At 50.0% G+C, this 20,026-nt stretch carries 17 protein-coding genes; 15 read left to right on the forward strand and 2 right to left on the reverse strand.

The window, feature by feature from the left end:
• From ACKOVI_RS05750 to proB, 10 genes are all read left to right on the forward strand, one after another.
• Positions 1-761, forward strand: a 761-nt coding sequence (locus ACKOVI_RS05750) for a rod shape-determining protein (RefSeq protein ID WP_509603139.1), incomplete at its 5' end; no start/stop codon positions are given.
• A gap of 13 nt (positions 762-774) precedes the next feature.
• On the forward strand, positions 775-1,704 hold the full coding sequence (gene mreC, locus ACKOVI_RS05755) for a rod shape-determining protein MreC (protein ID WP_509603140.1): 930 nt from the start codon (positions 775-777) through the stop codon (positions 1,702-1,704).
• Between the two features lie 6 nt (positions 1,705-1,710).
• Positions 1,711-2,232 (forward strand): rod shape-determining protein MreD, encoded by a 522-nt coding sequence (gene mreD, locus ACKOVI_RS05760; RefSeq protein WP_509603141.1) that lies wholly within the window; start codon positions 1,711-1,713, stop codon positions 2,230-2,232.
• Positions 2,229-4,325: a penicillin-binding protein 2 gene (gene mrdA, locus ACKOVI_RS05765; protein ID WP_509603142.1), complete on the forward strand. Its 2,097-nt coding sequence runs from the start codon at positions 2,229-2,231 to the stop codon at positions 4,323-4,325. Before mreD ends, mrdA begins: the two co-directional genes overlap by 4 nt.
• On the forward strand, positions 4,322-5,482 hold the full coding sequence (gene rodA, locus ACKOVI_RS05770; RefSeq protein ID WP_509603143.1) for a rod shape-determining protein RodA: 1,161 nt from the start codon (positions 4,322-4,324) through the stop codon (positions 5,480-5,482). The genes mrdA and rodA overlap by 4 nt, the downstream gene beginning before the upstream one ends.
• A gap of 143 nt (positions 5,483-5,625) precedes the next feature.
• Complete coding sequence (locus tag ACKOVI_RS05775) at positions 5,626-7,812, forward strand: Rne/Rng family ribonuclease (protein ID WP_509603144.1); 2,187 nt, start codon at positions 5,626-5,628, stop codon at positions 7,810-7,812.
• A gap of 145 nt (positions 7,813-7,957) precedes the next feature.
• A complete protein-coding gene (gene rplU, locus ACKOVI_RS05780; RefSeq protein WP_509603145.1) occupies positions 7,958-8,272 on the forward strand; it encodes a 50S ribosomal protein L21 in 315 nt (104 codons plus the stop codon).
• Between the two features lie 14 nt (positions 8,273-8,286).
• Complete coding sequence (rpmA, locus tag ACKOVI_RS05785; protein WP_509603146.1) at positions 8,287-8,541, forward strand: 50S ribosomal protein L27; 255 nt, start codon at positions 8,287-8,289, stop codon at positions 8,539-8,541.
• A gap of 88 nt (positions 8,542-8,629) precedes the next feature.
• Positions 8,630-10,120 (forward strand): GTPase ObgE, encoded by a 1,491-nt coding sequence (gene obgE, locus ACKOVI_RS05790; RefSeq protein ID WP_509603147.1) that lies wholly within the window; start codon positions 8,630-8,632, stop codon positions 10,118-10,120.
• Complete coding sequence (gene proB / locus ACKOVI_RS05795; RefSeq protein ID WP_509603148.1) at positions 10,120-11,235, forward strand: glutamate 5-kinase; 1,116 nt, start codon at positions 10,120-10,122, stop codon at positions 11,233-11,235. Before obgE ends, proB begins: the two co-directional genes overlap by 1 nt.
• Here proB and ACKOVI_RS05800 read toward each other — a convergent pair.
• A complete protein-coding gene (locus ACKOVI_RS05800; protein ID WP_509603149.1) occupies positions 11,221-12,390 on the reverse strand; it encodes a serine hydrolase domain-containing protein in 1,170 nt (389 codons plus the stop codon). The two genes, proB and ACKOVI_RS05800, sit on opposite strands and share 15 nt — an antisense overlap.
• Before the next feature lie 33 nt (positions 12,391-12,423).
• Here ACKOVI_RS05800 and ACKOVI_RS05805 point away from each other — a divergent pair, with 33 nt between their 5' ends.
• Genes ACKOVI_RS05805 through gatB form a run of 4 tightly spaced genes read left to right on the forward strand, consistent with a single transcriptional unit; the run spans position 12,424 to position 17,016 of the window.
• Positions 12,424-13,692, forward strand: a complete 1,269-nt coding sequence (locus ACKOVI_RS05805) for a glutamate-5-semialdehyde dehydrogenase (protein ID WP_509603150.1) — start codon at positions 12,424-12,426, stop codon at positions 13,690-13,692.
• Between the two features lie 25 nt (positions 13,693-13,717).
• On the forward strand, positions 13,718-14,014 hold the full coding sequence (gene gatC / locus ACKOVI_RS05810) for an Asp-tRNA(Asn)/Glu-tRNA(Gln) amidotransferase subunit GatC (RefSeq protein WP_509603151.1): 297 nt from the start codon (positions 13,718-13,720) through the stop codon (positions 14,012-14,014).
• A gap of 3 nt (positions 14,015-14,017) precedes the next feature.
• Positions 14,018-15,517 carry an Asp-tRNA(Asn)/Glu-tRNA(Gln) amidotransferase subunit GatA gene (gene gatA / locus ACKOVI_RS05815; protein WP_509603152.1) on the forward strand — a complete coding sequence of 500 codons (1,500 nt, stop codon included), beginning with the start codon at positions 14,018-14,020 and terminating at the stop codon, positions 15,515-15,517.
• Entirely contained in the window at positions 15,517-17,016 is a 1,500-nt protein-coding gene (gatB, locus tag ACKOVI_RS05820) for an Asp-tRNA(Asn)/Glu-tRNA(Gln) amidotransferase subunit GatB (protein WP_509603153.1), read from the forward strand. Before gatA ends, gatB begins: the two co-directional genes overlap by 1 nt.
• A 57-nt stretch (positions 17,017-17,073) precedes the next feature.
• Here the strand turns inward: gatB and ACKOVI_RS05825 are convergent, their stop codons facing one another.
• Positions 17,074-18,552, reverse strand: a complete 1,479-nt coding sequence (locus ACKOVI_RS05825) for an MFS transporter (protein ID WP_509603154.1) — start codon at positions 18,550-18,552, stop codon at positions 17,074-17,076.
• A gap of 140 nt (positions 18,553-18,692) precedes the next feature.
• Between ACKOVI_RS05825 and ACKOVI_RS05830 the strand changes: the two genes are divergently transcribed.
• On the forward strand, positions 18,693-20,026 hold a 1,334-nt coding region (locus tag ACKOVI_RS05830; RefSeq protein WP_509603155.1), incomplete at its 3' end, for a dihydroxy-acid dehydratase domain-containing protein.

Consider the following 20,026-nt stretch of genomic DNA (forward strand, 5'->3'; position numbering starts at 1 on the left):
AGAAAGTGCATAAGCGCAGCTACTTGGCAAAGCCACGTATCGTCGTCTGCGTTCCATCAGGTATCACCGGTGTAGAACAGCGCGCAGTCAAGGATGCTGGTTATGCAGCTGGCGCACGTAAGGTCTACATCATCGAAGAGCCAATGGCTGCAGCAATCGGTGCAGGACTTCCGATCCACGAACCAACAGGTAATATGGTTGTTGATATCGGAGGCGGAACCACTGAAGGTGCAGTTATCTCACTCGGTGGCATCGTGACCGCTCTCTCAATCCGCGTCGGTGGAGATGAGCTCGATCAGTCGATTATTAACTGGGTAAAGCGCGAATATTCACTCCTTTTGGGTGAGCGCACAGCTGAAGAGATCAAGATGGCTATCGGTTCTGCATTCCCACTTCAGGGCGAGAACGACGCAGAGATTCGTGGTCGCGATCTCGCAACTGGACTTCCAAAGACAATCGTTGTGACAGCAGCAGAGATTCGCAAGGCACTTGAAGAGCCTGTCAATGCAATCGTTAACGCTGTTAAAGGAACTCTCGATAAGTGTCCACCAGAGCTTTCTTCAGATCTTATGGATCGTGGAATAGTTCTTACCGGTGGAGGAGCACTTCTTAAAGGGCTCGACGAGCGTCTTCGTCGCGAAACAGGAATGCCAATTCACATTGCAGACCGTCCACTCGATGCAGTCGTAGAAGGTTCCGGTAATTGCATTGAAGAATTCGAAGCCCTTGAAAAGGTTTTGATTTCCGAGCCACGTCGCTAAAGGTCTTTAACCCGTGCGTTATGGTGGCGACAATCGTGGTCGCTTACTACTGATCGTATTAATTGTTACATCGCTCTTTTTGATCACTCTCGATCTTCGCGGCGTGCAAGTAATCGACGGTATTCGCACAGGTACTCAGACTGCACTCACACCAGTTCAGCGCGCAGGCTCTTGGATTGTTTCTCCTTTCCGCAACTTCCTCTCTGATGTCACCCATCTTGGTCGTACTCGCAATCAAATTGAGAAGCTGAAGGAAGAAAACGATGCGCTGCGTCTGGCTCTGCTTAATCGCAAAGTTGCTGATGCTGAGTTAAGTCAACTGAAGAACGTACTGGATCTTGCAGGCAATGGTGGATTTACAGTTGTTGGAGCAAAGGTAATTTCTCAGGGTGCCAGCACATCATTTACGCAGACACTTACGATTGATGCCGGAAGCACATCTGGCATTCATACAAACATGACCGTTATCTCGGGTTTTGGCTTAGTGGGTGTGGTCAAGATTGCCTATGCCAATAGCGCTGTTGTGCAGCTGGCATCAGACCCAGCGTTTCGTGTAGGTGCACGTATTGCTGGCACGCAACAAATTGGAATTCTCAGCGGCCAAGGCACTCGCAAGGGTGTTTTGCAACTGCTTGATAACACCACTGAGGTAAAGGTGGGGGATGCAATTCTTGCTCGCGGTAGCAATAACGGCCGACCATTCGTGCCGGGTGTTCCGATTGGTGAAGTAACTGCAGTAGATAACTCTGCAAGTGCTGTGACGCAAACTGCTGATGTGAAGTTTTATACCAACTTCTCCACTCTAGGTATTGTTGCAGTTGTTGTCTCGGCACCGTCAGCAGATCCTCGCGACGCTCTAGTTCCAGCGAAGCCACGACCAACACCGATTCCAACAGTGACTGTCACAGCCACACCCAGCGCATCACCTTCAACTAAGAGCTAGCCAGCCATGATCTCGCGCAGATTTCTCTTCTCCTTGCCAATCTTCCTAGTTGTCTATCTGTTGCAAGAAGGATTCGTCACACAGATGCGACTTCCTGCCGGTGGCTTCTCACTAATTCTTATCTTTACCCTCGCGTGGGCCTCGATGAGCACACCAGAGATTGGTGCCCTGACAGGTTTCGGCGCTGGACTTTTGATGGATTTATCAGAAACATCGCCTGGTCCTTTAGGTCACTGGACCCTGGTTTTGATTCTCGTCTCTTTCGTTATCTCATTTCTCTCATATGGTGACGATCACGTTCGTGCCAATCCTTTGAACATTGTCTTTCTCGTCGTCGCAGGTGTGGTCGGTGCTCAATTGGCATTTGCACTCTTTGGGTTGTTACTCGGTCAACAACTCGGCAGCATCACACAGGTTATCTTCATCTGTTTTGGTACAGCATTCTGGTCGGCAATTGTGACGCCTCTGCTGTTGCCGATTATCTCTCGCATGCATGCACTTGTATTCGGAACGGCATCGCGCCTATGAACCAGCGTTCACGACTATCTCTTATCTTCTTACAAATCTTTATTGCCTCACTTCTTTTTGCTCTGATGGGCCGACTCTTTTATCTCCAAGTTGCTGCTGCTCCAAAATATAAAGATGCGGCGCTCTCTATTCAGAGTCGTGATGTTGTAACGCCAGCAACCCGTGGCTTGATTGTGGATTCATCAGGAGTGCCTTTAGCGCTGAATAAAGTGGGACTTGCTGTAACTGTCGATCGCACCAAGATTGATAAGCAGGGTGATAAGGGATATGCGGTTGTAAAAGATCTCTCGGATTTATTAGGACTTAACTTTGCAGATGTATGGCAGCGCACCAGATTATGTGGCGAGCTTCCTAAAGGTAAAAAGGCTGGATGTTGGACTGGTTCTCGCTTCCAACCTATTCCAATTACCAAGGAGGCCGATCCTCAGATTGCCCTACAGATTGTGGAACGTTCAGATAAGTTTCCAGGCATTTCAGCTACACCGATTGCAATCAGAAGTTATCCAGAGATTGCTGGAGTCAATGCTGCGCACTTATTAGGTTATGTAGGACCACTAACAGATTACGACCTGTCAGGAGCAAGTGGACGTTCTTATTTTAGATCCGAATCCATCGGAAAAGCAGGACTTGAGATTCAGTACGACAAATACTTGCGCGGTACACCTGGAATTAAGACGGTGATTGTTGACCGCAAAGAAGCCGTTACAAGCACTAGCCAGAATACAAAACCAATTCCTGGAAATCATCTTGTCACTAGTATTGATATACGCCTGCAGGCATCAGCCGAACAAGCTCTCGCTGATGCAGTACGTCGCGCCAAGGCATCGGGCCACTACGCAGATGGTGGTGCAGCAGTTGTTATGGATACAACCAACGGCGAGATTTTGGCTCTTGCCTCTTATCCAACATTCGATCCCAATGCATTCGAAAAGGGCCTCACAGTAAAAGAGGCCGAGAGTCTTTTTAGCGAAAAGACTGGCGTACCAGCGCTCAATCGCGCACTCCAAGGTCTCTACGCACCTGGTTCTACATTTAAAGCCGTTTCAGTTATTGCTGCAAGTGATGCAGGGTATTCGATGAATAAATCATATGACTGTCCTGCATCTGTTGAAGTTGGTACTCGCGTATTTAATAACTTCGAATCTAAGTCACAAGGCGTGTTGTCGATGAAGAAGGCGATGGCTGTCTCTTGCGACACGATTTGGTATCGCATCGCATTCGATGAGTGGTTGCGCGATGGTGGACTCAAACCAAAGTCCGGGGCTAATGATTACTTCTTTAATGCAGCAAAGCGCTTCCAGATGGGGGAGAAGACAGGTATTGATCTCCCTTCTGAATCGAAGAGCCGTTTGGCAGATCGCGAATGGCGCAAAGCTTGGTATGCGCAAAATAAGGATTTCTACTGCAACTATGGAGAGCGCACAACTAAGTCGCAACAGACTCCATTCTTAATTCAACTAGCAAAAGAGAATTGCGTAGATGGTGACAAAGTTCGCGCAGGTGACGCTGTGAACTTCTCCATCGGCCAGGGAGATACCGTTATCACGCCAATCAAGTTGGCGCAGATGTATGCCGCCATTGCTAATGGCGGAACTATCTGGAAGCCAACAGTTGCCAAGGCGATTATCTCTAACAACGGTAAAGTCATTAAAACTTTCCAGCACGAGAAACTTGGCGATATCGGAGTCTCTCCAGAGATTATCGCTTTCTTGCATGATGCTCTTCATGAGGTAACTGTTTCCGGAACCTCAGCAGGAGTCTTTGCTGGTTTCCCACTTGCAACTGCAGGCAAGACTGGCACTGCTCAAGTATTCGGTAAGAATCCAAACGGCCGTGCAAAAGATGACTCAGCTTGGTATGCCTCCTTTGCTCCTGCCGCAAAGCCTCGATATGTCGCAGTCATGATGGTGAGTCAAGGTGGATTCGGAGCAAGTACATCTGCCGTAGGAGTTCGAAAGATTTTTGAGACTCTCTTCGGAGTTAAGGGCGGCAAAGTGGATCAAAGTGCCCAGCTATTCAAAAATAACGTCCCTCCTATTAAATTACCTAAGATTTCACCAGCTACACGACCTGCAGGGGAGAAGAAGAAATGAGCTCACTTCTCTATCGCAACCCATATCGCCGCGCTCGTAAGCAATCAGCATTTTCCGGTTTTGACCCGGTGCTTACTGTCGCGGTCGCAATCTTGCTCTTGATGGGAACTCTGCTCGTTTACGCAGCAACTCGCAATTGGTATGCAGCAAATGGTTTAGATCCTCAGTATTACCTCAAGCGCCATGTCATCAATATCGTGATTGGCATCTTGCTTGCATGGGGAACAACGGTTATTGATTACCGTTTGCTTCGCGCCTACACGCCAGTGCTGTGGGGTCTGGGTGTACTAGGTCTCGCCTTTGTTTTGATTCCAGGTCTCGGTTCTGAAGTAAATGGTGCGCAGGCCTGGATTCCGTTGCCTGGTGGTTTCCAAATCCAACCAGCAGAGCTTGCAAAGATTTCTATCATCGTGGGTCTTTCAATGTTGTTATCTGAGCGCAGCCATAACTCCGATGAACCAACGAACAAAGATATTCTTCGAGCGCTTGCTGTCGCTGCACTACCAATCCTTCTGATTCTGCTGCAGCCAGATATGGGAACAGTCTTTATCATTAGTGCATCTGTTGTTGCCATCCTCGGAATTTCCGGAGCACCCGTGAAATGGGTCGCAGGTCTTCTGATCTTGGCGGTAGCTGGTGGAATCGTTGCGACCAAATCTGGCGTTATCAGTGAGTACCAAGTAAAGCGACTTCAATCGTTCGTAGATCCTAACGCTGATTCACAAGGAGCGGGATATCAATTACGTCAGGCTCGTATCACTGTCGGCTCTGGTGGTTTTCTCGGTACAGGTTTATTTAACGGCCCACAAACCAATGGACGCTTTGTTCCGGAACAGCAGACTGACTTTATCTTTACCGTTGCTGGCGAAGAGCTTGGTTTTCTAGGAAGCGGATTTATTATCTTGCTCTACATCATCATCTTGATGAGAGCATTTGGAATTGCGCGACGATCATCGGACCCTTACGGACAGATGGTTTGTACCGGTGTCATTGCATGGTTTGCGTTCCAAACTTTTGAAAATATTGGAATGACTCTGGGGTTAATGCCGATGACCGGTGTTCCGCTGCCATTTATGTCGTATGGCGGATCCAGTATGTTCGCCAACCTGATTGGCTTCGGACTTCTGCAGAATGTCCACGTCCGCCATCGAGGCTAATTTCCACGCTTAATTTCGTGGTGAATAGGACATTTCACCCTTCCTCTGCCATACTTAGGTCACATCTTGAGCGCGGCCAGCGATCTCTATCGCGCCTCGCGGCTTAAGAACCACACTAGATTTTGAAATGAAGGTATTTTTATATGGCTATTGAGCCAAAAACTCCCCGTAAAAAGGCTGTAAAAAAGAGTTCTAAGAAGACTTTAGCTCCTGTCTCCGACTCAGAAAAAGTCACTGAGGTGGCAGGGGTTCCAGATCAGGTTGAGACGACAGAGGTTGCGTCTGCTCCGAAGACCCGTAAGAAAGCTGCCGCTGTTCCAGTTCCGGTCTTTCAAGCTCCCACTCCCGATAAGGCGCCAGCGAAAACTCGTAAGGCAACTGCCAAAGTTGCAAAAGAAGAGCCGCTTGAAGATAAAGAACCTGTCGCTCAAGATTCACCAGAGTCCACATCAGATTCGGAAAGTCGTTCTTCTCGTAACCGCCGTCGCCGTCGTGGTGGCCGCGGACGTCGTAAGCCAAATGGCGTTGAAGGCGTCAATGACGATGAGAACTCAACGGATTCAGAGGATTCAGCTGATGATTCAGAAGAGACGACAGATGCTGATGGCACAACACATCGACGTCGACGTCGCCGTCGCGCAACTGGCGAAGGAGTAACACCGGGGGAGACCATCGACGAAGATGGCGTCGTCACAGTTGTTAAGGTCCGAGAAGTTCGCGAAAAGACAGAGCGCCCAACACGTGAGCGCTCAACTCGCGATCGTAACTCTCGCAATTCTCGCGATCGAGGTGGTCGTGATCGCAATGATTCCTACCGTGAGCCATACCGTCGCCGCGGAACAATTCTTACCGATGCCGACTTCTTAGCTCGCCGAGAAAACGTCGACCGCGAGATGGTTGTGCGCCAAATTGGTGATCGTATTCAGATTGCTGTTATTGAAGATAACGTGATGGTCGAGCACTACGTCAACCGTAACGCCAACGTTTCCTACGTCGGTAATGTTTACTTGGGTCGCGTTCAGAATGTGCTTCCTTCGATGGAAGCTGCATTCGTTGATATCGGAAAGGGCCGTAACGCGGTTCTCTACGCGGGCGAAGTTAACTGGGATGCAGCTGGTATCTCTGAATCTGAGCCACGTAAGATTGAAATGGTTTTGAAAACTGGCCAGCCAGTATTGGTACAGGTCACTAAGGATCCCATCGGCCAAAAGGGCGCCCGCCTTACCAGCCAAATCTCATTGCCGGGTCGATATGTTGTCTTTGTCCCTGGCGGAGGAATGTCAGGTATTTCAAAGCGTCTTCCAGAGTCAGAGCGCACACGTCTTAAGTCAATCTTGAAGAACTTGATTCCTGATACAGCTGGCGTCATTGTGCGAACCGCTGCAGAAGGTGTCAGCGAAGAAGAACTCACAGCAGATGTCGAGCGCTTAAAGGCGCAATGGGAAGAGATCTATCAGAAGTCTGAAAATCCAAACTTCCACGCACCTGCGCTCTTGCTCTCAGAGCCAGATCTTGCAGTACGTGTTATCCGCGATATCTTCAATGAAGATTTCCGTAAGTTAACAATTCAGGGCAATGAAGCATGGGAAGAAATTAGTTCTTACCTCGGTTCCATCGCACCAGAACTTTCACCACGACTTGAGAAGTACACAGGGACAGGCGATCTCTTCGCTGATTACCGCGTTGAAGAACAACTTGCAAAGGCATTCGATCGCAAGGTCTATCTACCTTCCGGTGGATCACTAGTTATCGATCGCACTGAAGCAATGGTTGTAATCGACGTCAACACCGGTAAGTTCATCGGTAAGGGTGGAAATCTCGAAGAGACAGTCACCAAGAACAATCTTGAAGCGGCAGAAGAAATCGCTCGTCAGTTGCGTCTTCGTGACCTTGGCGGAATCGTTGTTATCGACTTCATCGATATGGTTCTCGAATCAAACCGTGAAGCCGTGCTTCGTCGCCTCGTTGAATGCCTCGGTCGCGATCGCACCAAGCATCAGGTTGCAGAAGTAACATCACTGGGCCTCGTACAGATGACACGTAAACGTGTCGGACAAGGACTCATCGAAGCATTCTCAACAACATGTGACTCATGTAATGGTCGCGGAATTCATATCCATATGGATCCAGTGAAGATGAAGGCTCCAATGCCTCAAATCAACTCACAGAGCGCCCATCACCCAGATGTTGAGGAAGAAGCGGCAACAGAGCACGAATTCCATGAGACCTTAAATGATGAGGTCCCGGGGGAGTCCGAGCCCGATGCCGTGACCACTCCGAAGGGCAAGCGCCGCCGTCGCGCCGCTAGTTCAGGAGTCATTACCGCCTAGGCGGGAAATAACCCCAATTTGACCCGGGTCACAAGTGCAGGCACTTTGGCCCAATTTGACCCCTAGGGTGCGAAATCCGTATCCTTAGCGTCTGCCCGAGGCACCCCCTCGAGCGTAATTAGTAAGAGAACTCGAGGTAATAAGCGTGTACGCAATCGTAAAAGCTGGCGGTCGCCAGGAGAAGGTAACAGTGGGCGAGACCATCACTGTTGACCGTATTGATGCCAAGGTTGGCGCATCAGTGAACTTCCCAACGCTTCTCGTCGTTGATGGCGCTAACGTCACAACAGATCCAAAGGTTCTCTCAGGCGTAACAGTCACAGGCGAGATTCTTGAAGAGACAAAGGGTCCAAAGATCGACATCCTTCGCTACAAGAACAAGACAGGTCATCGTCGCCGTCAAGGTTTCCGTGCACAGCACACACGAGTCAAGATCACCGCAATCAGCGGCGCGAAGTAAAGGAGCCCATATAAATGGCAAGTAAGAAGGGTGTCTCCTCGACACGTAACGGTCGCGATTCAAATCCACAGTACCTTGGTATCAAGCGCTTCGGTGGACAGGTTGTCAATGCAGGCGAGATCCTCGTACGTCAGCGTGGAACACACTTCCACCCAGGCGCAAACGTCGGTCGCGGCAAGGATGACACTCTCTTCGCACTCGCTGGCGGTTCAGTGGAGTTCGGTCGCGCTCGCGGTCGTCGCGTAGTGAATGTAGTTCCTGCAGTTTAATTTAGGTTTCTCGACAAGAGAGCGGGCCGCATTCATCGCGGTCCGCTTTTTTATTACATACAACGTTTCATCAGTAAGGAGAAGTTCGATGACAACATTCGTTGACCGCGTGCAGCTCTTTGCTACCGGCGGAAAAGGTGGAGACGGTTGCGTCTCTGTAAAGCGTGAGAAGTTCAAGCCACTCGGCGGTCCAGATGGCGGCAATGGTGGTCGCGGTGGCGATGTCATTCTCGTTGTCGATTCATCAGTGACAACACTTCTTGATTTCCATCACTCACCACACCGAAAAGCAACATCAGGCCACCAGGGTTATGGTGATCGCAAAGATGGTGTTTCAGGTGAAGACATTATTTTGGCCGTACCAAACGGAACAGTTATCTACGAAAATGGCGAACAAATCGCTGACCTCGTTGGAATCGGTACAACATTCTTAGCAGCACGAGGTGGAATGGGTGGCTTGGGCAACCTTGCACTTTCATCTTCTAAGCGTCGCGCACCGGGTTTTGCGCTCCTTGGCGAACCAGGCGAAGAGCGCATCCTGACACTCGAGCTTAAGTCAGTTGCTGATATTGCACTCGTTGGTTTTCCATCTGCAGGTAAGTCATCTCTGATCGCAGCAATTTCAGCTGCTCGTCCAAAGATTGCTGATTATCCATTTACAACTTTGGTTCCAAACCTCGGCGTTGTACAAGCCGGAGATACTCGATACACAGTGGCAGATGTTCCTGGACTGATTCCGGGAGCTTCAGAGGGCAAGGGCCTTGGTCTTCAATTCCTTCGCCACGTCGAACGTTGCGTTGCACTTGTGCATGTTCTCGACTGCGGAACTCTTGAGACTGATCGCAATCCGATTGATGACCTTGATGCAATCGAAAATGAGCTTGCTCTCTATGGCGGCCTCGAAGGTCGTAAGCGCATCGTTGCCCTTAACAAGATCGACTTGCCTGATGGTGCTGCCATGGCTGAGATGGTTGAAGACCAATTGAAAGAGCGTGGCTACGATGTTTACAAAGTATCGGCTGCCTCTCGCGAAGGTTTGCAGGATCTTATGTATGCAATGGCTCGCCTGGTTCAGGCAGAGCGCGTTGCTGCAAAGGCAGAAGAGCGCACTCGCATCATCCTGCGTCCAACTGCTGTTGATGATTCTGGCTTCAGCGTTCAGAAGAACGGTGATGGTTCATTCTCGGTTCGCGGAGCCAAGGTCTATCGCTGGGTTCTTCAAACTAACTTTAAGAATGCAGAGGCGATTGGATACCTTGCAGATCGTTTAGCGCAGCTTGGTGTTGAGAAGGCGCTCTACAAAGCAGGTGCAGTTGCAGGTTCTGAAGTCCGAATAGGTTCTGGCATCAACGAAGTTGTCTTCGATTGGGAGCCAACTATCGAAGCAGGCGCCGAACAACTTGCAGGATTCTTGCACCGCCGTGGAGAAGATTCACGACTCGAAGGAACATGGAACGTTCCCGAGCGCGAAAAAGATATTCTTTCTGACGAAGAAATTGCAGAACAGTGGGAGTACAAGGTCGCAGACCCTCACACTCCCAAGATTATTGAAGTAACGGAAGAGACTGAGGAGCAGTAATGAACCGCACGGCAGTCACTGGCGCCAAGCGAATCGTCCTGAAGGTCGGTTCTTCTTCGCTCACAGGTTCTGCTGGTTCAGCTCTGGATGCATCAGCAGTTGGCAAAATTGTTGATATCGCAACGAAGCTTCGCGCTCGTGGAGCAGAAGTTCTCATCGTCTCATCCGGTGCAATCGCAGCAGGTCTTGCGCCTCTCAAACTGACGTCGCGCCCTAAAGATCTTCCAACTCAGCAAGCGGCAGCATCTGTTGGTCAAGGTCTTCTTATCGCAAAGTACAACGAACTCTTTAGTGCGCACTCCATCGTTTCATCGCAGGTATTGCTGACGACTGAAGATGTTGTACGTCGAAGTCATTACAACACCGCGCAGCAGACTCTTTCTAAGTTGCTCTCCCTGGGTGTTATCCCAATCATCAATGAGAACGACTCGGTGGGAACTGCTGAGATTCGTTTTGGCGATAACGATCGTCTGGCAGCACTTGTTGCGCTATTAGTTCAGGCAGATTTGCTCGTTCTCATCTCTGATGTTGATGCGCTCTATGACGCACATCCATCGCAGCCAGGCGCAAAAGCAATTCACGAAGTTTTACACTTTGCTGATATTGATTCTGTGGAAGTTGGGGGAGCGGGTTCTGCCGGTGTCGGTAGTGGCGGAATGGTGACCAAAATTGAAGCGGCTCGCATTGCAACTTCTGCCGGCATACCTATGCTTCTGACCTCACTTGCCCAATCTGTAGATGCAATTTCCGGCAAAGAGTTCGGGACTATCTTCCATGCGCAATCCGAACGCACCAATGCGCGTCTACTGTGGCTTGCACATGCATCATCTGCACGTGGCCGTTTGATTCTTGATGACGGCGCAGTCAAGGCAATTATCGAACGTGGCGTCTCGCTGCTTCCAGCAGGAGTTACCTCAGTCGAAGGATCATTCGGTGCAGGAGATACGGTCGAACTCGTATCCAAAGATGGCAAAGTGATTGCACGCGGCCTAGTCGCCTTCGAATCAGAAGATATTCCTCAGATGTTGGGGCGCTCCACAAAAGAGTTAGCGGCAGCGCTTGGCGCAGAGTTCGAACGCGAACTCGTGCACCGTGATGATTTAGTTTTGCTCTGAAACTTGCTTCAAGACAGCTGCCACCATAGGGGAGAGGTTGTCGGTATCGGTTGGCTCATCACTGAGCTTTACTATGACTGTGTCATTCGGGATATCGATATAGACGAACTGTCCGTGAAGGCCAAGCATCAATGAAACTCCAGGATATGGGTGCCAGAAGTAGGCGCCATAGCCCCAGTCATAATCAAGGCGAGTCACGGGAGTTGTTATCCGCTTCATCCATGCCTTGCTAATGACCTGCTTCTTTGTATAGGGCACTAACCCATCGTTCAGCGCCAGCTGGCCAATGCGAGCATAATCTCGCGCCACTGCATTGAAGCAACAGAAGGTCTTCTCGTATCCTCCCACCTTGTCGACGTTCCACGTTGCATCAAAGTCCGCGCCAACTGCCTGCCAAATGTGATCAGTGAAGTAAGCCGAGACAGATTGCCCTGTCACTTTCTGAATAGTCATTCCCATCATCTGCGGATCAACGCTGCGGTAGATGGAATCAGTTCCAGGCTTGAAATCCATCTTCCGGTTATGTTTGAGAAACCACGGAATATCTGTGCTGGCATACATTTGAGCAATTGCAACACCCCACCCTGATGGACCTGATGGATAGTTATCTGAAACGCCCACGCCAGATTGCATATCGAGCAATTGCTGAATAGTGATTGTGTCGAAGTCACCACCAGTCTTGTATTCAGGGAAGTACTTTACAAATGTGTCTTTTTCGGAAATTTTTCCTTGATCAATGAGTTGACCCACAACAAGCGAGGTCATTGCTTTTCCAACTGAGTATGACGGAAGGCGAGTAGTGGCATATTTCTTATCTTTGTAATACTCATAAGTGAGCTTTCCGCCACGAACCACTAAGAATACGTTGGTATGGGTCGCATCGAGAAATTGCTGGAAAGTGATTTTCTTATCGCGATAAGTCACATCGCTCATGGTTTCTGTGACGCCCTTTTCCCAGGGAGCGAAAGTGGAAGGTGCCGCAACAATCCAATGGCTCGGCATTAATTCAGGAGTCTTTGAGGCTGGTGCAAGTCCAAGTTTGATTGCCGCAATTGGCTCTGGATATCGAATCGCTTTGGTAAGACCAAAGAGTGAGAGATAGAGGGCTAAGAGAACGATGACTGTATTGCGGGCGACCTTAATCAATGTAGACACGTCTGCAGGGTAGACCCAAGTAGAATTCCTGTCATGGATTCAGTCGCTCTTATTGCACGATTGGCCGATAAGGCGCGTCTTGCTGCGCGCACAATCGCAACCGCATCGGGCGCCGATCGCAAGGTCGCACTTGAAGCAATCGCTGCAGCACTTCAGGCGCGTTCTCCTGAAATTCTCGCAGCCAACGAACTCGATATGGCTAACGCTCGTACAGAGAATATGCATCCACAGATGCAAGATCGCTTACTTCTTACTGAAGCTCGCATTACAGGTATGGCCGATGGAGCGCGCCAGGTTGCATCGCTTCCTGATCCACTTGGTCGCACGCTTAAAGAGTCCTCACTTCCTAATGGGCTGCACCTGCGACAGGTCTCTGTTCCATTCGGCGTCATCGGAATGGTCTACGAAGCGCGTCCCAACGTCACCGTCGACGCAGCAGTTATCTTGCTAATGTCAGGAAATGCAGCGCTCCTTCGCGGATCTTCTACGGCCCGCAATAGCAACGAGATCCTCATTAATGTTATGAAGGATGCGCTTGCGCTCACCACAATTGATCCAGAAGTTCTGCAGTTAATCCCATCTGATGATCGCTCAACCGTAAAGGCACTTTTGACTGCCCGCGGAAAAGTTGACCTCGTGATTCCACGCGGAAGTGCGCAGTTGATTCGTATGGTCGTTGATGAAGCAACAGTGCCCACTATCGAAACTGGTGCTGGAGTGTGTCATGTGTATGTTGATGAATTCGCAGATATCGCCAAGGCGCTCCCAATTCTTCTGAACTCAAAGACACATCGTCCATCTGTATGTAATGCAGCAGAAACTCTTCTTGTCCACAAGGCAATTGCGCCGACATTCCTGCCTCTGGCAATCAAAGCACTTCACGATGCAGGAGTCGCACTTCATGCCGACTCAACATCGCAGAAAGTTGCAGAGAAATTCGGGGTTCCTTCATCTCTTGCAACCGAAGAGAACTGGTATACCGAATACGGCATCTTAGAGATGAACGTGGCCGTTGTTGATTCAGTCGATGCTGCAGCAGATCACATTGCCGCCTACGGCACTCATCACACCGAAGCAATCGTCAGTGAAAACCAAGAGAACATCAATCGCTTTATTGCGCTTGCTGATTGCGCAGCGGTCATGGTCAATGCCTCGACACGATTTACCGATGGCGAACAAATGGGATTTGGTGCAGAAATCGGAATCTCAAATCAGAAACTTCATGCTCGCGGCCCCATGGGGCTCGAAGCCATGACAACGACCACCTGGATCGTTACAGGAAATGGGCAGATTCGCTCATAGGCCCTGCTTTTTATAGACTGCGCGCATGAGCACACTCTCACGCGATGAAGTCGCAAAGTTGGCAGGTTTAGCACGTATCGAAATGACTGAGGATGAGCTCGTCGAACTCTCATCACAGTTTGGCATGATTCTCGATGCAGTAGCTCGCGTACAAGAGGTCAATCTTGAGGGCGTTAAAGCCACATCACACCCACAGCCAATTGAGAACATCGCACGTCCTGATGTTGTGCTCCCAAGCCTTACTCCTGCAGAGGCTCTCTCCGGTGCACCTGCACAAGAAGAACAGCGCTTCCGCGTTCCGCAGATTTTGGGAGAGGAGTAAGTCATGATTTTCACAACAGCAACCGAGATGGCCGATGCTCTCTCCAAGAAGGAAGTCTCATCAGTTGAGTTAACTCAATCTCACCTCGATCGAATCTCTGCAGTCGATGGCGATGTCAAAGCTTTCCTTCATGTTGATAAAGAAGGCGCACTTGCTCAAGCTGCCGCAGTCGATGCAGATCGAGCTGCAGGCAAGAACGTTTCACCACTTGCTGGTGTTCCTCTTGCACTGAAGGATGTTCTTGCGCAAAAAGGCGTACCAACAACAGCTGGTTCAAAAATTCTCCAGGGATGGAAGCCGCCATACGACTCAACGGTTGTGTCAAAGCTTAAGGACGCCGGCATTGTCATCCTCGGTAAAACCAATATGGATGAGTTCGCTATGGGTTCATCTACCGAAAATAGTGGATACGGCCCAACATTTAACCCATGGGATTTAACTCGCACTCCTGGTGGTTCTTCCGGTGGATCTTCTGCTGCTGTAGCAGCATTTGAGGCACCACTTGCAATCGGATCTGACACAGGTGGATCCATCCGCCAACCGGCAGCGTTGACAGGAATCGTCGGAGTTCGACCTACCTATGGCGCAGTCTCTCGCTATGGACTCATTGCATACTCATCATCACTTGATCAAGCAGGACCTTTTGGTCGCACAGTTCTTGATACAGCAATGTTGCATGAAGTCATTGCAGGTCATGATGCGAAGGATGCGACATCTATTAATGCCGCTGTTCCTTCTGTCGTTGCTGCCGCAAAGAACGGCGATGTCAAGGGAATGAAGATTGGCGTTATCAAGCAGCTTCAGGGAGAGGGATATCAGAAGGGAGTGCAGACGCGTTTTACAGAGTCCCTTAATCTCCTTGCCTCCTTGGGAGCAGAGATTGTTGAAGTAGATTGCCCATCATTTGAATACGCACTTGCTGCTTATTACTTAATTGCTCCATCTGAATGTTCCTCCAACCTCGCACGTTTTGATGCGATGCGTTATGGGCTTCGCACAGGAGATGAAGGCGGAGCATCAGCTGAGGCAGTAATGGCAGCTACTCGTGACGCTGGTTTTGGTCGTGAGGTAAAGCGCCGCATCATCCTTGGCACATATGCACTTTCTTCAGGTTATTACGATGCTTACTACGGCAGCGCTCAGAAGATTCGCACCTTGATCATTCAGGATTACGCCAAGGCATTCGCTGTCGCAGATGTATTGGTATCTCCGACTGCGCCGACTACTGCATACAAGATTGGTGAAAAGGTCGATGATCCGATGGCGATGTATCTCGGTGACGTGGCAACAATCCCGGTAAACCTTGCAGGTATCTGCGGAATGTCACTGCCCGCAGGTCTTGCTGATGAAGATAACTTGCCAGTCGGCTTCCAGATCATGGCACCTGCAATGCAGGATCAGCGTTTGTATCAGGCGGGTGCAGCACTTGAAGCAGCACTCACCTCACAGTGGGGTGGAGCGCTTATTACAAAAGCTCCGGCACTGAAGGGAGGTGCCAACTAATGGCGCTGAACTATGATGAGGTTGTAGCAAAGTACAACCCAGTATTGGGACTTGAAGTCCATGTTGAGCTCAACACCGAGTCAAAGATGTTCTGCTCATGTGCAACAGTCTTTGGTGCCGAACCAAATACGCAGACCTGTCCTGTCTGCTTGGCTCTTCCTGGTGCGCTGCCTGTCGTTAATGAAAAGGCGATTGAATCCACAATTAAGATCGGTCTCGCACTTAACTGCAGCATTGCGCCATATAGCCGCTTTGCTCGTAAGAATTACTTCTACCCAGATATGCCTAAGAACTTCCAGATTTCACAATATGACGAACCCATCTGTTTCGATGGTTATGTCGATGTAGAAATCGATACCGATGAAGGTCCACAGCAATTCCGTATCGAGGTCGAGCGCGTTCACATGGAAGAGGACACAGGTAAGTCGCTTCACGTAGGTGGTGCAACCGGTCGTATCCACGGCGCTGATTACTCATTGCTCGATTACAACCGCGCAGGAATTCCTTTGGTGGAAATCGTTACCAAGATTGTTCCCGGCACGGGAAAGTACGCACCAGAAGTTGCAAAGGCATATGTTGCAGAGCTCCGTGACATCCTTCGCGGTCTTGGCGTCTCTGACGTCAAGATGGAGCAAGGATCGCTTCGTTGCGATGCCAACGTTTCGTTGATGCTGAAAGATGCAACCGAACTCGGTACGCGTTCAGAGACGAAGAATGTGAACTCGCTTCGCTCTGTCGAACGCGCTATCCGTGGCGAGATGTTGCGCCATGCTGAAATTCTTGAAACGGGGGGAAAGGTCAAGCAAGAGACTCGCCACTTCCAGGAGGACACAGGACTTACTCGTTCAGGTCGCTCGAAGGAACAGGCAGAGGATTACCGATACTTCCCAGATCCAGATTTAGTACCTGTAAAGCCAGATGCAGCATGGATCGAGACGCTTCGCGCAGCACTTCCTGAGCGCCCATCGATTCGTCGTAAGCGCTTGAAAGAGCAGTGGGCTGTTCCTGACAAAGAATTCGCTGCGATGGTCAACGCAGATGTTCTCGATATAGTCGAAGCAACTGTTCTGCTCGGTGCAGACCCAACGAAGGCCCGTACCTGGTGGCTCGGCGAAATCTCACGCATTGCAAATGATCAGGGCGTGGATATCAAGGAACTCTCTATTACTCCTGCACACGTTGCAGAGCTCATCAACCTCGTTGCATCAGGCGAGCTGACAGATAAGTTGGCACGTCAAGTTGTTGAAGGGGTTGTTGCTGGTGAAGGAACACCTTCAGAGGTTGTTGCACAGCGTGGCATCAAAGTCGTTAATGACGATGGCGCGCTGATGGCAGCTATTGAAAAGGTATGTGCGGCTCAAGCAGATACTGCAGAGAAAGTTCGCGGGGGACACCTTCCTGCAGCCGGCGCCCTCATCGGCGCTGTCATGAAGGAGACAGCAGGTCAGGCAGATGCTGCCAAGGTGCGCGAACTCTTGCTCAAGTTCTTGGGTCAATAAAACTATAAAGAAAACCCCGCCAAGCAATCTGCCTGGCGGGGTTTTTGCTTTCTTTTGTTAGTGCATTCCTACGCCTTCAGCTTCAACAAGTGATTCCTTGCCGATATTGATGAAGAAGAAGAGAACAGCAGCACCGGTAAAGAGAAGTACTGCACTGAACTTAAATGCAACTGTAAAGCCATGCGTCATCGCCGCTGGCATTAAGGCATCGCCAAGCTTCGAATTTGCAGCTGCAAATGTCGTTGTAGCGGTAGCTGCTACAGTGTTGAGAAGAGCGGTTCCAAGCGAGCCACCAATCTGCTGTGATGTATTGACCATCGCTGATGCAACGCCTGTATCGTGGTGTGAAACAGCATGCAATGATGTCGATGTGAGTGGAATGAAGACCAGTGCCATACCGCTCGACATAATGACCAATGAAGGCACAACATGTGTCAGATATGAAGTTTCAGGCGTAATACGTGTCAGCAAGAGAAGTCCAATACCTGCTGCGATCAAACCAGGAATCATCAATGGCTTTGGGCCGAACTTTGGCAAGAGCTGCGACGCGATACCTGCAAAGACGATGATTCCAGCTGTAAATGGCAAGAATGCAAATCCTGAGCGCAATGGGCTATACCCAAGAATCACCTGCAGGTAGAGACCGAGGAACAAGAACATTGAGAAGAGTCCTGCGCCGACGACAAGTGAACCGAGATATGAACCACCACGGTTTCGCTCTGTAATGACGCGAAGTGGCATCAGAGGATTTGCCACCTTTGACTCGATGACTACGAAGATTACAAGGAGCAGAATCGCAGCTACCAAGAATCCAATTGTGTGACCATCAGACCAGCCATTGGTTGCAGCTTGGTTAAAACCATAGGTAAGTGAGAAGAGGCCAGCAGTTGCTGTCACGACGCCAGGGATGTCGTAAGTGTTATCGCCTTCAGCCTTTGACTCGTGTACATACTTAATTGCAAGTGTTGCAGCGATGATTGCGATAGGTGTGTTCACACCAAGGCACCAGCGCCATGAGAAGAATTCAGTAAGTGTTCCGCCCACGATAAGTCCGATTGCTGCACCGCCACCTGAGATTGCTCCCATTACGCCAAACGCCTTTGCGCGCTCTTTAGGAACAGTAAATGTTTCAGAGATGAGTGCGAGTGCAGAAGGAGCAAGGAGCGCACCGAAGACACCCTGAAGTGCACGTGCGCCATAGAGCATTCCCTGGTTTGCTGCGAATCCACCAAAGGCAGATGCTGCAGCGAATCCGATGAGGCCCACGAGGAAAATTTTCTTGCGGCCCATATAGTCGCCGATGCGACCGCCGAGAAGTAGAAGTGAACCAAATGCCAATGTGTAAGCAGTGATGACCCACTGCTGGTTTGCATCAGTAATACCAAGATCTATCTTGGCGCTAGGAATTGCAATGTTCATGATTGAGCTATCGAGAACGAGCATCAATTGCGAAATCGCAATAACAATCAGTGTTCTCCAACGATCTGGTGCTTGGCCCTTGATGTGGCCTTGAGCGTCACGGTCGTGATGTGGCACAGGTATCTCCAATAAGTAGGTATTGCTTTGGATGAAGTAAGAAATCAAGAAACATCTTGAATAGTGGAATCTTAGTGCAGGGGCGAGAACTTCACCTGCTCAGATAAAGAGTTGGCGAGATATGGAGATAGAATCGTCACATGTCGACAATGAAACCCCGCTCAGGTCTAGTAACTGATGGTCTCGAGCGCGCACCAGCTCGAGGAATGCTCCGCGCAGTAGGAATGGGCGACGAGGATTGGGTCAAGCCGCAGATCGGCATCGCATCCTCATGGAATGAAATCACTCCATGCAACCTCTCATTGGATCGCTTAGCAAAGGCATCACGTAAGGGCGTCATCGATGCTGGCGGATTCCCTATGCAGTTCGGCACCATCTCTGTCTCTGACGGAATTTCCATGGGCCACGAAGGCATGCACTTTTCATTGGTCTCTCGTGAGGTAATCGCAGACTCTGTTGAAACCGTAATGCAAGCAGAGCGTCTCGATGGAATGGTGATGTTTGCAGGATGCGATAAGTCTCTACCAGGAATGATGATGGCGGCAGCTCGTATCGATGTATCTGCCGTATTTGTCTATGCAGGTTCAACTCTGCCAGGTCAGGTAGATGGTAAAGATGTGACCATCATCGATGCCTTTGAAGCAGTCGGTGCTTGTGCGCGCGGATTAATTACTCAAGAGCGCGTCGATCAAATTGAAAAGGCAATCTGCCCAGGTGAGGGTGCTTGTGGTGGCATGTACACAGCAAACACCATGGCGACTGTCGGAGAAGCAATTGGCCTTTCATTGCCAGGATCAGCTGCACCTCCTGCTGTAGATCGCCGTCGCGATAAGTACGCAGAGGCTGCTGGTGCTGCTGTCATTAACTTAATTGCAAAGGGAATCACGACTCGCGACATCCTTACTAAGAAGGCTTTTGAAAATGCAATTACAGCTGTCATGGCGCTCGGTGGTTCAACCAACGCTGTCTTGCACTTGCTCGCAATTGCTCACGAGGCAGATGTTGATCTGACACTCGAAGATTTCCACCGCATTGGTTCACGCGTCCCATTGCTCGGTGATCTCAAGCCTTTCGGTAAGTACGTGATGTCCGATGTCGACAAAGTCGGCGGAATTCCTGTTGTACTTCGCATGTTGCTTGATGCTGGTTACCTTCACGGTGATTGTATGACAGTGACAGGCAAGACGATGGCGGAAAACCTTGCCGACATTAATCCACCTCTTGCAGATGGTGATGTTTTGCACCCCATCTCAACTCCACTCTCAACCGATGTAGGCATCACAATCCTGGGTGGCTCATTGGCTACCGATGGCGCTGTATGTAAGACAGCTGGAATTGGTATCGAAACATTTGAAGGACCAGCACGAGTCTTCGAACGCGAACAAGCGGCGATGGAGGCTCTAGAAAATGGCACCATTCAGGCCGCCCTTAGGTCCTTCATAGCGGATGACGACAACATCGCCGGCCTGAATGG

This window comes from Candidatus Planktophila sp. (assembly GCF_046070465.1).
In the GTDB taxonomy this organism is placed as follows: domain Bacteria; phylum Actinomycetota; class Actinomycetes; order Nanopelagicales; family Nanopelagicaceae; genus Planktophila.

Excerpts from the sequence above, each read along its gene's own strand:
- mreD (WP_509603141.1), top strand. The coding sequence starts at position 1,711 with ATGATCTCGCGCAGATTTCTCTTCTCCTTGCCAATCTTCCTAGTTGTC.
- mrdA (WP_509603142.1), top strand. The coding sequence starts at position 2,229 with ATGAACCAGCGTTCACGACTATCTCTTATCTTCTTACAAATCTTTATT.
- rodA (WP_509603143.1), top strand. The coding sequence starts at position 4,322 with ATGAGCTCACTTCTCTATCGCAACCCATATCGCCGCGCTCGTAAGCAA.
- ACKOVI_RS05775 (WP_509603144.1), top strand. The coding sequence starts at position 5,626 with ATGGCTATTGAGCCAAAAACTCCCCGTAAAAAGGCTGTAAAAAAGAGT.
- rpmA (WP_509603146.1), top strand. The coding sequence starts at position 8,287 with ATGGCAAGTAAGAAGGGTGTCTCCTCGACACGTAACGGTCGCGATTCA.
- obgE (WP_509603147.1), top strand. The coding sequence starts at position 8,630 with ATGACAACATTCGTTGACCGCGTGCAGCTCTTTGCTACCGGCGGAAAA.
- proB (WP_509603148.1), top strand. The coding sequence starts at position 10,120 with ATGAACCGCACGGCAGTCACTGGCGCCAAGCGAATCGTCCTGAAGGTC.
- ACKOVI_RS05805 (WP_509603150.1), top strand. The coding sequence starts at position 12,424 with ATGGATTCAGTCGCTCTTATTGCACGATTGGCCGATAAGGCGCGTCTT.
- gatC (WP_509603151.1), top strand. The coding sequence starts at position 13,718 with ATGAGCACACTCTCACGCGATGAAGTCGCAAAGTTGGCAGGTTTAGCA.
- gatA (WP_509603152.1), top strand. The coding sequence starts at position 14,018 with ATGATTTTCACAACAGCAACCGAGATGGCCGATGCTCTCTCCAAGAAG.
- gatB (WP_509603153.1), top strand. The coding sequence starts at position 15,517 with ATGGCGCTGAACTATGATGAGGTTGTAGCAAAGTACAACCCAGTATTG.